Genomic DNA, 14,964 nt, shown 5'->3' with positions numbered 1-14,964 from the left:
GAGCTGCAAGTTGCAAGCTTTCAGTCACTAGATTACAGCTTATAGCCAGAAGCCTGCAGCTGCTTCCATTATTCGAAGCGCAGTTCCGGCCAGATCAGCGGCGTGCCGCGCTTTTGCGATTCAAGAATAGCCCGGCACAGCGGGCACAGCCGCTGGTCCTGGAAGATCGAGCGATCCACCGACGACCAGCGAGGTTGCGCCGGCAATAAAGTGCCGCACAGCGTACGGTCGATCGAGCCGCCCAACTCCAGTTGACGCGCGACCAGATGCACCCGGACTTCCTGGCAGGCGAACAGATCCAACTGCTCGTCAGGCTCGATCAGTTGGTAGTTGAACAGGGACCAGGCAGGGCGCGACATCGGGGGCTCCAGATCGGGGGGGCGCCACCTTAGCCGAAAGCCTGCCGGTAGAAAAGCGTCATAGCAGTGGTTTTAGCGTCGGCCAGACATTTTCCAGCAACTTGCCCTGGGCGCCGACCGCCGGATGCAACTGATCGGCCTGCATCAGTTCGGGATGGCCGCCTACGCCCTCGAGGAAAAACGGCACCAGTGGGATGCTTTTTTCCTTGGCCAGGGCGCCATACACCTCGGCAAACGCCGTGGTGTATTTCGGCCCGTAATTGGGCGGCAATTGCATGCCCAACAACAGCACCTTGGCGCCACCCGCCTTGGACTGATCGATCATCGACGCAAGATTTTGTTTCAATTGCGCTGGCGGCTGCCCGCGCAGGCCATCGTTGCCACCCAGCTCAAGGATCACCAGGTCCGGCTTATGCTCTGCAAGCGCCGCCGGCAGCCGCGCGAGGCCTCCAGCGCTGGTATCGCCACTGATGGAAGCGTTGACCACTTTATCGTCAAACCCTTCCTGCTTGAGCCGTTGCTCCAGCAGCGCCACCCACCCTTTGCTGGTATCCAGGCCGAAACCGGCACTGATACTATCGCCAACGATCAGGACTGTACCCGCCGCTGCGTTCTGGGCCATGCACATCAAGGCCAGGCCAGCACTCAAAAACCACATTCGCATCGGATTCTCCATGGGCGCAAGCATTCTCACCGCGCGGAACCTTAGCAAAGTGGTTCCCAGCGCGGAAGGTGAACTGACTATCCTGCACGAACTGAGCCTGGAACTGAACAAGGGCGATAGCCTGGCTATCGTCGGCAGCTCCGGTTCCGGCAAATCCACCCTCCTCGGCCTGCTGGCGGGCCTCGACCTGCCCAGCAGCGGTGAAGTCACGCTCGCCGGGCAAGCCTTGAGCACCCTCGACGAAGACCAGCGCGCGCGCATCCGCGCCGAGCACGTGGGGTTCGTCTTCCAATCCTTCCAGTTGCTCGACAGCCTCAACGCCCTGGAAAACGTCATGCTGCCGCTGGAGCTGGACGGCCGTAAAGACGCCCGCGCGCGCGCCAAGCACCTGCTGGAGCGCGTCGGCCTGGGCCAACGGCTGACCCATTCGCCCCGACAATTGTCCGGTGGCGAGCAGCAACGGGTCGCCATCGCCCGAGCCTTCGCCGCCGAGCCGGACGTGCTGTTTGCCGATGAACCCACTGGCAACCTCGACAGCCACACCGGCGAGCGCATCAGCGACCTGCTGTTCGAACTCAATAAAGAGAGCGGCACGACCCTGGTGCTGGTCACCCATGACGAGCGCCTGGCCCACCGTTGCCGACGCCTGATCCGCCTTGAAGCCGGCCTGATGGTCGCGCCCCTGGAGCCTTGATGGCACGTTTGCCGCTGTTGCGCCTGTTCAGCCTTGCCATGCGTCAATTGCTGCGCGATGCCCGCGCCGGCGAACTGCGCGTGCTGTTCTTCGCCTTGGTGGTGGCCGTGGCCGCCAGTACTGCCATCGGCTACTTCGGCGCGCGCCTCAATGGCGCCATGCTGTTGCGTGCCACCGAGTTCCTCGGGGCCGACCTGGTGCTCGAAGGCAGCTCGCCGGCCCGCCCCGAGCAAATCAAATCCGGCATTGAGTTAGGCCTGGATCACGCACGCATCGTCGAGTTCTCCAGCGTTATCGCCACGGATAACGGCATTCAGCTCTCCAGCATCAAGGCGGTCAACGAGCAGTACCCGCTGCGTGGCGAGTTGAAAAGTGCAGCCGAGCCCTTTGGTGCTGAAACCCCAGGCGGCGGACCCAAGCCCGGTGAAGCCTGGGTGGAAGCACGGCTACTGACGGCGCTGGACCTGAAAGTCGGCGACAGTATCGATGTGGGCATGAAGCCCCTGCGCCTGACCCGCCTACTGACTTACGAGCCCGATCGCGCCGGCAACTTCTACAGTCTCACGCCACGGGTGATGATCAACTTGGCAGACCTGGACGCGACCGGCGTGGTGCAACCCGGCAGCCGTGTGAGTTACCGCGAACTGTGGCGCGCGCCCCAAGGCAGTACGGCGCTGCAAACCTATCGCGACCTGGTCAAGCCGGGCCTCGCCGCCAACCAGCGCTTGCAGGATTCGCGCGACGGCAACCAGCAGATCGGCGGCGCCCTGGGCAAGGCCGAGCGCTACCTGAACATGGCCAGCCTGGTGGCAGTGCTGCTGGCTGGCGTGGCCGTGGCGTTATCGGCCAACCGCTTTGCCAGCCGCCGGTTCGACGCCAGTGCGCTGCTGCGCTGCCTCGGTTTGTCACGACGCGAAGCAATGCTGCTGTTCAGCCTGCAACTGAGCGTGCTGGGCCTGGCGGCGAGCCTGGCCGGTGCCCTGCTGGGCTGGGTGGCGCAGTTTGGCCTGTTCTATTTCCTGCACGACCTGCTGCCCGCGGACGTGCCTGCTGGTGGGCTGCTGCCGGCGGTTGCAGGCATCGGCACCGGGTTGGTCGCCCTCGCGGGCTTCGCCCTGCCGCCCTTGGCAGCGCTTGGCCGTGTGCCACCGCTGCGGGTATTGCGACGTGACCTGCTGCCTATCCCTTCCAGCACCTGGATGGTGTATGGCGCTGCGCTGTTCGCACTTGGCCTGATCATGTGGCGCCTGAGCCTCGACCTGGTGCTGACTTTCGCCTTGCTGGGCGGCGGTGTAGTCGCTGCGTTGATCCTCGGCGGCTTGCTGCTGTTGCTGCTGCAAAGCCTGCGGCGCTTGTTGGCGCGCGCCTCCCTGCCCTGGCGCCTGGGCCTGGGCCAATTACTGCGCCACCCGTTGGCGGCGGCTGGGCAGTCACTGGCGTTTGGCTTGATCCTGTTGTCCATGGGTTTGATCGCCCTGCTACGTGGTGAGCTACTGGACACTTGGCAAAACCAACTGCCCAAGGATGCACCCAATTATTTCGCCCTGAACATCCTGCCGGCCGACAAGGATGCCTTTGGTGCCCGCCTGCTGGACGTGCAGGCCCAAGCGGCGCCGCTGTACCCGGTGGTGCCGGGCCGGTTGATCAGCATCAATGGCGAGCCGGTGCAGCAGATCGTCAGCAAAGACTCCAGCGGCGACCGCGCCGTACAGCGCGACTTGAGCCTGACCTGGGCGGCGAATTTGCCGCCGGGCAACGTGCTGACCGCAGGTTCCTGGTGGACGCAGCAACCGAGTGATGAAATCCCCGGGGTGTCAGTGGAAGCCAAGGTCGCGCAAAGCCTGAAGCTCAAGCTCGACGATCATCTGGTGTTCACCATCGGCGGGGAAAATCGCGAAGCGCGCGTCACCAGCTTGCGTACTATCAACTGGGATAACTTCCAACCCAACTTCTTCATGATCTTCCAACCGGGCACCTTGAAAGACCTGCCCGCGACCTACCTGACCAGCTTCTACCTGGCGCCAGGGCATGACCAGCAGATCGTCGACCTGTCCCGGGCGTTTCCAGCCGTCACCATCCTGCAGGTCGAAGCCTTGCTGGAGCAGCTACGCAGCATCCTCGCCCAAGTAACCCTGGCGGTGGAATACGTGCTGTTGTTCGTGCTGGCGGCGGGCATGGCGGTGCTGTTTTCGGGCTTACAGGCCACCCTGGATGAGCGCATTCGCCAAGGGGCGCTGTTGCGTGCCCTGGGTGCAGAGCGCAAGTTGCTGGTCAAGGCACGGCGCATCGAGTTTGGCTTGCTGGGCGCGGTCAGCGGCCTGCTCGCGGCACTGGGCACGGAGCTGGTCACATGGGTGTTGTACCGCTATGCGTTTGACCTGGCCTGGCACCCTCACCCGTGGCTGTTACTGCTACCGGTGATCGGTGCCGTGCTGATCGGGGGTGCTGGGGTATTTGGTACGCGCCGCGCGTTGAATGCCAGCCCGTTGACGGTGCTGCGCGAAGGCTGAAACGACCGATGGCCAGCACGCGCCCCAGCGTGCCGGCCATCGTCTACTTCACATACTCGATAGCGGTAATCCACCAGCATACGTCGCCGCTCGGGGTCTGCACGATAGCCTCATCGTCAACCTCCTTACGCAGCAACGCGCGGGCCATCGGTGAGTCGATGGAAATGTAGTCCATGCGCTCATAAATCTCGTCATAGCCGACAATACGAAAACGCTTGGTCTCGCCCTGCTCATTTTCGATATCGACCCAGGCACCGAAGAACACCTTGCCCTCCTGCTCGGGCATGTACTCCACCACCCGCATGTCTTCAAGCCGCTTGCGCAAATAGCGCACGCGCCGATCTATCTCACGCAGCAGCTTCTTGTTGTACTGGTAATCCGCGTTCTCGCTGCGATCCCCCAGGGAAGCAGCCCAGGTCACCTTGCGGGTGGTGTCCGGGCGTTTTTCGCGCCACAAATAATCCAACTCTTTTTTCAGCGCTTCATGACCTTCTTTGGTAATCAGCTTGGTACTCAAACGCTTGCATCCCCAGGCAGTGTCCAATGGTGCCGATACGCCATGGCCTCATGCTCTGGCGTCGACTGGCAGGGGTTGATGATAAATGAACCCTGGAAAGTAGCCAGGCCAGAGCACACATGGATTCACGCCTAGCCACCCAAGGTTTGATCCAACTCAAGGAGCACGCCCTGCAGGCGCTGCCGCATAGCCACCAAGTGCGACATCGCCTGCGTCAGCCTTTCGGCCTCTTGGTCAAACTCTATTCGTTGGTTCTGCAAGTGCGAATCGCGCTGCTCCAACTCACGGCTCTTTTCGTCGAGGTCGCCCTGCGCCTGCTGCAGTCGAGCGTGCCACTGCTCAAGCTCCTCCTCGCGCTCAATGACCACGCGTTTTTGTTGCGTCAGTTCCTGGGCGACCTTGGCAAGGCTGGTCAGCGTGCTGTCAACCTCAAGCATCGATGCGTGTTCCATCGGAACCGGCAGTTTTGTCGGCGCAGGTTCCCTTAGCTCAAATTGAGCAGGCGACGCACTGAGCTCAGGGGGCTCCACTACGTGCGCACTAACAATGGAGGAGGCCAGCTGTTCTGCAACAACAGGCTCTGCAACAACAGGCTCATGTACCGGCTGCTCGATGGGTTTTGGAGCAGGCGGGTTCTTGGGCGGCGAGACCATTTGCGACGAAAAGCGAATGGACGGCACGATCAACGAAGCACTTTCTATCGCAGGTAACGAGGGCGCAGACATGCCCAAGGTGATCACCTTCATCACCAAGGCCTTCTTGATGATCATTGAATGGTGATCTTCAGGCCTGGCAGGCGGCAACTTGCAGCCTTTCAAATCAATGAAATGAAAGGGAATCGCGGTCTCGATAACAGCCCCTGTCTTAGTGCCGGAGGCTGCGGCCGCCATCAAAATTTGCTTAAAGACCTGCATGGCCACTTGCAAGTCCTCCTTGGACTCAACACCCCCCAGAAAATACCGGTCGAGCTTCTTACGTAACGCGGCGATATAGACCCTGGAGTTACCGGGCTCGGTCTCTTCATCCAGGCTATAGACCAGAAAGTTGGAGTCGGTTTGCGCGACAGCAAACCCACAGAGCAATGCACCGTTGACCGGCGCGTCCTCACCACTGCGTTCAAGCACGAGAGTACGTAGAAGCATCATGATAATCAGGCCTCATATCAAAAAAATAAGACTCACATAAAGAGCCGATAAACATCCGCCCATTAGTAGCCTCGAAACAACGCAATTGTTTCAGCAAGTTATCCATTTTGACGTAGGAACTATCTGATAAACATGTCCCCACGTTCCCAATTCAAATGATTGAACGTAACCTTTCGCCGCTCAACCGCTCATGGCGGACGTATTTTCATACGCTCTGCAAAACTTATTCGGTAAAAAGATGCTCGAGATAAGCAGCCTGACAAAGTACCAGGGAAAAATGAAAGTCATCACTGACCTTTCGTTTAGCGCCCAACGCCAGGAATGCATAGGCCTTTTAGGGGAGGACGGAGCAGGTAAAACGACGCTGCTGAATTTAATATCCGGTTTGGTAAAACCCTCCAGCGGGCATATCAACATCCAGGGGTTCAGTACCCAGACTCATCCACTTGAAGCTCGCAAAGCCCTCGGCTATCAACCCCAAGGGGGGCTCAGTCATCACACGATGTCCGTCAAAAACGTGCTCAATTTCATTGCTGCCACTCGAGGCTTCAGCGGAGCCGAAAAACGCAGTCGGGTGGATCGGGCCGCCATGCGCCTGGAGTTATCACGCGTACTCAACGCCCCCATCCATACACTCTCCATCGGTTTAAAGCGCAAAGTCGCTATCGCCCAGGCGATCCTGCATACCCCCAGCCTGCTCTTACTGGATGAACCGACTGAGGGGCTGGCGACTGACCAACTGCTTAAATTCAGGACACTTATCCAGTCCTTGACCGAAGACATGACGGTCATCATTGCGTCCCGTCACTGTAATGAGCTTTCCAGTATCTGCAAACGCGCTCTGGTTATCGCCGCAGGCCGCCTGATGGCTGACACCTCACTGCCCGATTTGCAGCGTAACTCCCGACATTTCCGAGCCGTAACCCTGGCCGCAGAAACGCCTCTGGATCTACTGGCCCTGGCCGTATTACCCGGCGTTGCAGGTATCGAAGAAGACCGGCACACGCCTGGCAGGGTGACGGTTCTGGCCATGCCGGGGCACAACATCTATCCCCCTATTAACGCACTCATCGCCAGCCGCGGCTGGAGCATAACGTCACTGAATCTGGAGCCAGGGCGCCTGAACGAAGTTGTTCACCATCTGAGCCAAGAGGTATCACTTTGAAGCTGCTGCCCGTCATATTCAAACGTCAGATCGCCAGCTATGCCTGCACGCCAAGCACATACCTGAGTGTTGCTGCATTTCTGGTGCTGTGCACAACAATGGGGCTGTATACAAGCCAGTGGATGGATCAAAACAGCGGTAACTTGCAGGTCTTTTTCCAGTTACACCCCTGGCTCTATTTGCTGCTGATCCCCACCTTATCAACGCAACTCTGGTCGGACGAACGCGACGCAGGCTTGCGCGATATTATGCAAACGCTGCCCATTACTACGTTCGAACGTGTGATCGGGAAATTTCTAGCCGCATGGGTCGTGTGTGGTGTTGCCCTGACCTTGACGTTTCCTGTAGTGATCGTCGCCAACTACTTGGGCGCCGCGGACAATATCGTTATCACTTCACAATTTCTAGCCAGCGGATTGCTGGCAGGAAGTTACCTATCTGTCGGCTGCTTTATCTGCGCACTGACGCACCGGCGCATCGTTATTTTTATAGTGACGCTGGGCTTGCTGTTTATCGCCAGCGCGCTTTCTTCAGTCTTGGATGCACTTGATCATCAGGCACCTATCTGGGTGATCGATAGCTTGATTGCGCTTAATCCGATCGCGCGTTTCAGCGCTATCGACAATGGCAAGTTTACACTCCATGACAGTTTGTACTTCATCAGCATGATCGTTGCCTTCCTGTCGGCAACGATTGTCACCCTCAACCACAAAACCAGTTGAAAAGGAAAGCAACGTATGCGGTCAGTTCTTCGTACGGGTATGACACTTATGGTCATACTGCTACTTTTCCTGGCCTTTAATCTGACTTGGGTAAGCAATCTCCCCGATGTCCGCTGGGATCTCTCACAGCATAAAATCCACACGTTATCGCCCCCGGCGCGGCAATTACTCGCAACGCTTGAAGACCCACTGGACCTGTATTACTTCAACTCAAGCAACAGCCCGAAGAAAAGCCAAGCTTTAAAACGCTATGGCGAGCGCGTGGAAGACCTACTGAAGGAGTACGAAAAAGCGGCAAAAGGCATGATTAACCTGCACATTATTGATCCCTCACCTTATTCAGAGGATGCCTACAAAGCCGGCTTATTCGGCCTTGACGGTACACACGGTTTTCTTGGCCTTATAGGTACGCGAGCAGGCCAGGCAGCACAACGTATCGACCTATTCGACCTCGACGACGAGCCATTGCTTGAGTATGAAATCAGCCACCTGATCTACAAGTTGATGCACCCCGAGCGCGCTACTGTCGGGCTTCTGTCCGGGCTGCCATTGAATAAGCCTGCTGGAATAGTTTTGGAGCAGATGCAGCGGCACTTCAACCTTGTCGAGTTGGCATCGAACACCGAACGCATCCCTGAATCGATCACAACGCTGATGGTGGTGCATCCTCGCGCGCTGCCAGAGCAAACCCTGTATGGGATTGAACAGTTTGTATTGAGTGGCGGCAAGCTGATGATGTTTATCGACCCCATGAGCGAGATGGATGCCAGCACACTACCGGCAGACTCCAGGCTGGATGGGTTGCTGACCGCATGGGGCATACAGATGCCGACGGACAAGCTACTGGTCGATAATCTCTACGCCTCATCGGCCTCATTCGGCCCGGGAGAACAGACTGTCCTGCATCCTGCCAGGTTAAGCCTGCCACGGCAGGCGATGACGGTGAATGACGTCAGCGCCTGGAAATTGAACTCAGTGATCGTCTCGAGCAGCGGCGCACTTTCTCGACTGAGAAAAAGCCGTACGACCCTCACCCCTCTGCTGCAAAGCTCCAGGCAGTCTGCGCTAGTGGATACCAGGCGCTTTGCATCAGCTACCAGCCCCGACTCACTGCTCGATGAGACGGCCACTCCCGGCCAACGCCAGCTGATAGCCGCTCGTCTCGAGGGGCCGGCCTATTCCGCATTTCCCGACGGCATGAAGGGGAATCCGTCCGGTTTGCAAAAAACCGCAAACATCCAAGTGGTGGTGGTCGCCGACACGGACTTACTCATGGACGCGGCCATCAAGTCTGCGCCCAACAGCAACGTGCCGTTTCTACTGAATACACTGGATAACCTGGCGGCTCCCGATGTTCTCGCCGGCATCCTCCCTCGCGCAACAGCCGGCCAACCTCAGAACCCCCTGGAGCACATGCGCGACGCCGCAGCACAAACCTACACACAAAAGGCGAGTGAACTTGAACGACGGCTTCAACGAACAGAGCAGGAGTGGCAACGATTGAACCCGCCAAACGCAACCCTTGGCACCCAGGCGGTAAATGGCAATACCCAGTTGCAGGCGCTCAATAAGGAACGCCTGCGACTGCCCATGGAGCTGCATGCCCTCAAGGTCGAGGCTTACGCGCAAGCACACCGAACGGAACGCAACCTGAAGCTGCTCATGATTGCCGCAGTGCCGCTGCTGTTGTGCCTGATCGCCTGGGCAGTGTTTGTGTACCAACGTCGCCGTCGATCACATGCTGGCGCTTTACTTCGCTGAGAACTCAACAGCAAAGCGTCAACGACGAGCAATCAGCCCTTGCCGGGCGATACGCGTCAGTTGACGGATAACCGCCTCGGCGTCACTGGCGCTGGGCGCCTGGATAACCGCGAGGTCGAAGCTGTTGCTGGCAAAGCGGGCCAGGGAATCGCCGTCTTCCACAAATTGGATCAGGAACGCCGAAGGCCGCCCCGTACGATGCGGCCAGCCGTCCAGGTAACGCAACAGTGTCGGTTGGTGCTTGCCGCCCAGTAGAATTTTAGGGTTGCGTTGGGTCAGGTCCGCGGTAATCGGGGCCAGGTGTATGAGGGGGCGTAGTGCATTCATCGTGTCGTGTCTCTGCCTCAAAAGTCTGCGGGCAGGTGAGAGGCAACACCGAACCAGCGCTTTAGCGGTATTTCGAAGCCTCACTCTGAATGAGTGCATCTTCTGTCGGGCTACATTGAGCCCAGTGGCGCCCCGCAATTAGCTGTTTAAATCGGCGCATGAACATCATCCTAGAGAAGCCGGTGGGGCAGTGTCAAGAATCCCGAGCAACGAAAAAGCCCGCCGATGGCGGGCTTTTTCCGAGTTTTATATAGGGTTCAGTTGGCGATGGCGCGGTCGGCAGACAATTTGCCCGCCCCTTCCAGCAGCACCGCCAGCGAGCCGCCGAGCAAGGCCAGTGCGAACTCATAACCATTGTTAGCCATAAACAGCCCGTTATGGATATGCACCGAGAAGATCGCTACCAGCGACAGGAAGGTCAGGCCCAGTGCTGCCGGGCGCGCCAGCAAACCGATGATCAGTGCCAAGCCTGCGAAGAACTCCGTACCGCCCGACAGCACCGCCATCAAGGTGCCCGGTGTCAGGCCCAGGCTTTCCATATATTGCGCAGTGCCCGCCAAGCCGCCACCACCAAACCAGCCAAAGAGTTTTTGCGAGCCATGGGCCGCGAAGATGATGCCGACAAAAATTCGCAGGATGGTCAGACCGTAACCGGCGCGGGTGGACAGGATGCGGTTGATCAGTGGGCTCATGGGGCTAATCCTTTTCAAAGTAGGGGTTGGTTGGCCGCTATATTAATCGGATAAGACAATGATAAAAGCGCAAAAAATGCTTAATAATTATCGATAAAACCGATTATTTGCGTGAGGCGACTTTTGGCGTCACCGGTTCCAGGGACTCCCGCTCCCGATCAAACGCCAGATAATACTTGTTCACGCTATTAACATAGCTGACGCCACCCATTCCCACCTGCTCCATGGCAATGCGTTCGACCTGGAAGAACCACTGATTAGGGTTAAGCCCCCGGCGGCGAGCCTCCGCGCGCATGCCCTGCACCCGCTCCGGCCCCATGTTGTAGGCCGCCAGCACAAAGGCCATGCGTTCACGCTCGTTCAGCTTGGGGCTGGCGAAGAACTTGCGACGGATCATCGCCAGGTATCGCGCGCCCGCCTGCACATTGCGGTCCAGACTCTCGATATTGTTGACGCCCACCCGCTGCGCCGCCGACGGCGTGATCTGCATCAGCCCGGTAGGCCCGCCGCTGTTGCGTGCGCCAGGGTCAAGGGCCGATTCCTTGAATGCCAGCGCCGCCAGGTTCAACCAATCCATGCCCTGCTCGCGGGCATGCTTTTGCAGCACCGGGCGCAGTTTCTCCAAGCGCTGTCGGTCGGCGCGAGCCAGTGGGTTGCGCACTTGATAGAGGCGTCGATAGATACGCTGGAACGCCACGTCCTGGTCGGACGGGGTTCGGTAGGTCTTGAGGAAACGGTCAATACTGGCCCGCAGCATCGAGGCATCCTGGCGCACGAACCAGAATTCATCGCCCGGTTCGCTGATCGCCACTTGCCGATCAAAGCGCAACTTAGGCAGGATTTTCGACCAGCGCTCGGCAATCGGTTTTTCGACGATGGTGAGGTGGAAGATCCCGGCCTGGACCATCTCCAAGACATCTTCCACGGCCAACGTCGGGTCGACCCATTCCACCTTCACCGGCGGCCGCTTGTGCAGGGCCAACTGCTGGTTGACTTGGTTGATCGCATCCGCCGCCGCACTGCCGGTGGTCAGCGCCAGGGTACGCCCGGACAGTTGCTCAAGCTTGGTAAAGCGTCGTTCGCCCTTGACGCCCACCAGCCACAACGGCACGTCGCTGGCAATCGGGTCACTGGTGCTGATCCTGTGCGCGGCCTTCACATCGAGCAATTCACCGGGCGCGACCAGATCGCCTTCTCCGCGGGCCAGTGCGCCAAGCAGTTGATCCTTGGCCTTGGGAATAATCTTGAGGTTGATCTCTTCACCGTCACGGGCGTGACCATTGAGGTACCGTTCGAAGGCGCGCAGGCGGTGGTATTCGACACCAATGGCCTGGCCCTGGACCTCACCGGAGCTGTTACGGCTCTGGTTGACCAGCACGCGCAGGGTGCGACTGGCGCGTATCTGCGCCAGATCACGGACCTTGCCAGGCTTGGTCACTTCCAGCGGCCCGTCCAAACGTGCGACCGCCGCCATGGGCAGCAGTAACGTCAGGCACAACATAAGCAACGCCGAGGGTCGGATCATCCGCTCTCCGGAAAGAATACTGGCCAGCGCCTTCGTGAAAGACGAGGGGCTGGGGGTCAGAAACAGAGCGCTTTATGCGCTGGCAAGGCACGCAACGGCGGCACCGCGGCGGGCGCGTAGCCAACCACAATGTCACTTGCGACGTTCAAAGACAGCTATAACTCGTTGTAGTTCTTCGTTTTTCTTATAAATCTACAGCTCTGATATGCTTTCCGGCCGCAGGCGGAGATAGCACCATGCAACTCATTGATATCGGCGTCAACCTGACCAACCCCAGTTTCGACGATAGGCACCAGGCCGTTCTCGACCGCGCCTACGCCGCCGGCGTGCAGCAATTGGTGCTCACCGGCACCAGTGTCGAGGGCAGCGAACAGGCCCTGGAATTGTGTGTAAAACTCGATGAAAACGGCCAACGCCTGTTCTGCACCGCCGGCATCCACCCCCACTCCGCCAGCGACTGGAACGGCGACAGCGCGCGGCAATTGCGCGGTTTGCTCAGCGAAAGCCGTGTGCGTGCGGTGGGCGAATGTGGGCTGGATTTCAACCGGGATTTTTCCCCGCGCCCACAGCAGGAAAAAGTCCTCGAAGAACACCTGGCCCTGGCCGTTGAACTGAAATTGCCAGTGTTTCTCCACGAACGTGACGCTAACCAACGCCTGCTGGAAATCCTCAAAGACTACCGCGACCACCTGAGCGCCGCGGTGGTGCATTGCTTTACCGGCGAACAACAGGCGCTGTTCAGCTACCTCGACCTCGACTTGCATATCGGCATCACCGGTTGGATTTGCGATGAGCGCCGTGGGACGCACCTGCATCCGCTGGTCAAAGAAATTCCCCGTGGCCGCCTGATGCTGGAAAGCGATGCGCCCTACCTGCTGCCGCGCACGCTGCGGCCCAAGCCGAAAAATGGCCGCAATGAACCAGCCTATCTGCCGGAAGTGCTGCGCGAGGTCGCCTTGCACCGCAACGAAACGGTGGAAGACTTGGCTGAGCACAGCACTGCCTGCTCGCGCGCGTTTTTTGGTTTGCCTCAAGTGGATTGATGCGGCGCATTGACCCACGTCAAAACCGCTTTCCCGAGTAGCGGCACAATAATGGCACCTTGCCAATGCTGTTTCCGCTATCAGAGAAAACCTTCCATGGGTGCCTGGCTTAGCAACATCTCGCTGAAATACAAATTCTGGGCCGTCAACGCGGTCGCCTTCATCACCACCCTGCTGCTCGTGCTCTACGCCGTGCAGCTCGAACAACAGGCACGCAGCGATGCCACCCAGGCCTCGGCACAGGCGCAGGCGCGGTTGCTCGGTACCTGGCCGGCCGACAAGGCGTTGCCCAAGGGCGAGCAGTGGCTAACGTTTGCCCGTGGTCAAGTCCCACAGCTGGCCGATCACGATCTGTCAGCCCTGAGCAATGCCAACGGTTGGGTCGAACTCAATCACCAGCCGTTTTTCGGTGAAAACCCATTGATCGGTGCCGACGTCGTCGCGCGCGCCGACGGGCAGCAGATCGCCGTACTGGCCTACGGACGCAGCCTGAGCCAGGTGTTCGGCGATCGCTTCACCAACTACGCCGTGGCGGTGCTAATCCTGATGCTGGCGATGCTCGGGGCCTCGCAGCTGCTGATCCGCTTCCTGCTCAGCCAACTCAATACCCTCAAGGACGTAATGCTGCACGTGGAGAAGACCGGCGACCTGTCGGCCCGCGTGCCGCTGGCCTGCAAGGATGAAGTCGGCCAGATGGCCAGTGCCTTCAACGCCATGCAAGCCGGCTACCAACGGGTGGTCAGCACGGTGGCGCGCACCGCCCAGCAACTGGACGATGGCGCCGCGCGCCTGGCCAGCAGCATGAACGAAGTGCAACACGGCATGCTCGGCCAGCAAAGCGAAACCGACCAGGCCGCCACTGCGATCAACGAGATGACCGCCACCGTCCACCACATCGCCCAACACGCCGGCGCCACCCGCGACCTGTCGCAGACCGCCGACACCCTCGCCGGCAGCGGCCAGGAAGTGGTCGGCCGGGTACAGCGCTCGATTGCCGGCCTGTCCAGCGGCGTGCAACAGACCGCCGAAATGATCCAGAAACTCGCCGAAGACAGCCAGAAAATCAACGGTGTGGTCGGCGTGATCCACAGCATCGCCGAACAGACCAACCTGCTCGCCCTCAACGCCGCCATCGAAGCCGCGCGTGCCGGCGAAATGGGCCGTGGTTTTGCCGTGGTCGCCGACGAAGTACGCAACCTGGCCAAGCGTGTACAAAGCTCCACCGACGAAATCACCCGCATGGTCTCAGCACTTCAGGCCGGCACCCGTGACGCGGTGGACTTCATGCAGGAAAGCTCCTTCAAAGCCGACGACTGCGTACAGCAAGCCCAGGAAGCCGGCGCGGCCCTCGCCGAAATCACCGGCGCCGTGGCACAGATGCGCGAGAGCAACACCCAGATTGCCGTGGCTGCCGAACAGCAAAGCCATGTCGCCGAAGAGATGAACCGCGCAGTGGTGAGCATTCGTGACGTGACCGAGAACACGGTGCAGCAGACCGTGGATTCGGCCACTACCAGCAATGAATTGGCGACCTTGGCTGGGGAGTTGAGTAAGGCGATTGGGCAGTTGAAGCTGTAGGGTTTCTCAACCTGTAATCCCACTCCTACGATCGTCCCTGCGTTTACTCGAGATCTTAGCGAAACGTCCTAGCCATCCTGGCGAATAACGCCGACATATTTACCTGACAAACCCCTTTAAAGTCTCTCGCCTGACTGTTCAGTGCGAGGGACCGCCGATGTACTTCTCCGTTAATGCCTGGCCCTATGGGGCTGTCGTTTGAACCCGGTCATTGGCCGGCTGGCCCTGACGCCCATGGATGCCAAAGCGCCGGACGTTGAAG

14 protein-coding genes are annotated in these 14,964 nt (G+C 59.3%); 7 read left to right on the top strand and 7 right to left on the bottom strand.

Annotated features, from left to right (window positions below; all coding sequences use genetic code 11):
- Window positions 1-68 precede the first annotated feature (68 nt).
- Both ACI77I_RS27665 and ACI77I_RS27660 read right to left on the bottom strand, forming a co-directional pair.
- The gene (locus ACI77I_RS27665) at window positions 69-359 is read right to left on the bottom strand and encodes a hypothetical protein (RefSeq protein WP_058414681.1); all 291 of its coding nucleotides are present in this window, start codon (window positions 357-359) and stop codon (window positions 69-71) included.
- 58 nt (window positions 360-417) lie between these two features.
- The gene (locus ACI77I_RS27660; RefSeq protein ID WP_164487917.1) at window positions 418-1,023 is read right to left on the bottom strand and encodes an arylesterase; all 606 of its coding nucleotides are present in this window, start codon (window positions 1,021-1,023) and stop codon (window positions 418-420) included.
- A 10-nt stretch (window positions 1,024-1,033) separates the two neighbouring features.
- On the opposite strand from ACI77I_RS27660, the gene ACI77I_RS27655 reads away from it, so the two are divergent.
- Both ACI77I_RS27655 and ACI77I_RS27650 read left to right on the top strand, forming a co-directional pair.
- Window positions 1,034-1,717: an ABC transporter ATP-binding protein gene (locus tag ACI77I_RS27655; protein WP_094952453.1), complete on the top strand. Its 684-nt coding sequence runs from the start codon at window positions 1,034-1,036 to the stop codon at window positions 1,715-1,717.
- Entirely contained in the window at window positions 1,717-4,227 is a 2,511-nt protein-coding gene (locus ACI77I_RS27650) for an ABC transporter permease (RefSeq protein ID WP_406999351.1), read from the top strand. Before ACI77I_RS27655 ends, ACI77I_RS27650 begins: the two co-directional genes overlap by 1 nt.
- Window positions 4,228-4,270: 43 nt before the next feature.
- Here ACI77I_RS27650 and greB read toward each other — a convergent pair whose 3' ends face one another.
- Together greB and ACI77I_RS27640 are read right to left on the bottom strand one after the other, a co-directional pair.
- Window positions 4,271-4,744 carry a transcription elongation factor GreB gene (greB, locus tag ACI77I_RS27645; protein WP_094952455.1) on the bottom strand — a complete coding sequence of 158 codons (474 nt, stop codon included), beginning with the start codon at window positions 4,742-4,744 and terminating at the stop codon, window positions 4,271-4,273.
- Between the two features lie 131 nt (window positions 4,745-4,875).
- Window positions 4,876-5,889, bottom strand: coding sequence for a hypothetical protein (locus tag ACI77I_RS27640; RefSeq protein ID WP_406999349.1), 1,014 nt, complete (start codon window positions 5,887-5,889; stop codon window positions 4,876-4,878).
- A gap of 238 nt (window positions 5,890-6,127) precedes the next feature.
- Here ACI77I_RS27640 and ACI77I_RS27635 point away from each other — a divergent pair, with 238 nt between their 5' ends.
- From ACI77I_RS27635 to ACI77I_RS27625, 3 genes are read left to right on the top strand one after another with little or no spacing between them, the layout of a single operon-like run.
- The gene (locus ACI77I_RS27635; RefSeq protein WP_094952460.1) at window positions 6,128-7,054 is read left to right on the top strand and encodes an ABC transporter ATP-binding protein; all 927 of its coding nucleotides are present in this window, start codon (window positions 6,128-6,130) and stop codon (window positions 7,052-7,054) included.
- The gene (locus ACI77I_RS27630) at window positions 7,051-7,776 is read left to right on the top strand and encodes an ABC transporter permease (RefSeq protein ID WP_094952457.1); all 726 of its coding nucleotides are present in this window, start codon (window positions 7,051-7,053) and stop codon (window positions 7,774-7,776) included. Before ACI77I_RS27635 ends, ACI77I_RS27630 begins: the two co-directional genes overlap by 4 nt.
- A 15-nt stretch (window positions 7,777-7,791) precedes the next feature.
- On the top strand, window positions 7,792-9,537 hold the full coding sequence (locus ACI77I_RS27625) for a Gldg family protein (RefSeq protein WP_406999347.1): 1,746 nt from the start codon (window positions 7,792-7,794) through the stop codon (window positions 9,535-9,537).
- A gap of 18 nt (window positions 9,538-9,555) precedes the next feature.
- Here the strand turns inward: ACI77I_RS27625 and ACI77I_RS27620 are convergent, their stop codons facing one another.
- The 3 genes from ACI77I_RS27620 to ACI77I_RS27610 form a co-directional block, all read right to left on the bottom strand.
- On the bottom strand, window positions 9,556-9,864 hold the full coding sequence (locus tag ACI77I_RS27620; RefSeq protein ID WP_406999345.1) for a class I SAM-dependent methyltransferase: 309 nt from the start codon (window positions 9,862-9,864) through the stop codon (window positions 9,556-9,558).
- A 257-nt stretch (window positions 9,865-10,121) separates the two neighbouring features.
- The gene (locus ACI77I_RS27615; protein ID WP_094953743.1) at window positions 10,122-10,556 is read right to left on the bottom strand and encodes a DoxX family protein; all 435 of its coding nucleotides are present in this window, start codon (window positions 10,554-10,556) and stop codon (window positions 10,122-10,124) included.
- Window positions 10,557-10,659: 103 nt separating this feature from the next.
- Window positions 10,660-12,081, bottom strand: coding sequence for a transglycosylase SLT domain-containing protein (locus tag ACI77I_RS27610; protein WP_406999343.1), 1,422 nt, complete (start codon window positions 12,079-12,081; stop codon window positions 10,660-10,662).
- Between the two features lie 236 nt (window positions 12,082-12,317).
- Between ACI77I_RS27610 and ACI77I_RS27605 the strand changes: the two genes are divergently transcribed.
- The gene (locus tag ACI77I_RS27605; RefSeq protein WP_406999341.1) at window positions 12,318-13,124 is read left to right on the top strand and encodes a TatD family hydrolase; all 807 of its coding nucleotides are present in this window, start codon (window positions 12,318-12,320) and stop codon (window positions 13,122-13,124) included.
- Between the two features lie 96 nt (window positions 13,125-13,220).
- The gene (locus ACI77I_RS27600) at window positions 13,221-14,702 is read left to right on the top strand and encodes a methyl-accepting chemotaxis protein (RefSeq protein WP_094953746.1); all 1,482 of its coding nucleotides are present in this window, start codon (window positions 13,221-13,223) and stop codon (window positions 14,700-14,702) included.
- Window positions 14,703-14,964 lie beyond the last annotated feature (262 nt).

It is taken from the genome of Pseudomonas sp. D47 (assembly GCF_045447305.1).
GTDB lineage: Bacteria > Pseudomonadota > Gammaproteobacteria > Pseudomonadales > Pseudomonadaceae > Aquipseudomonas.
The sequence above is the reverse complement of the archived record's forward strand: the minus strand, read 5'-3'. Positions and strand labels throughout refer to the sequence as shown.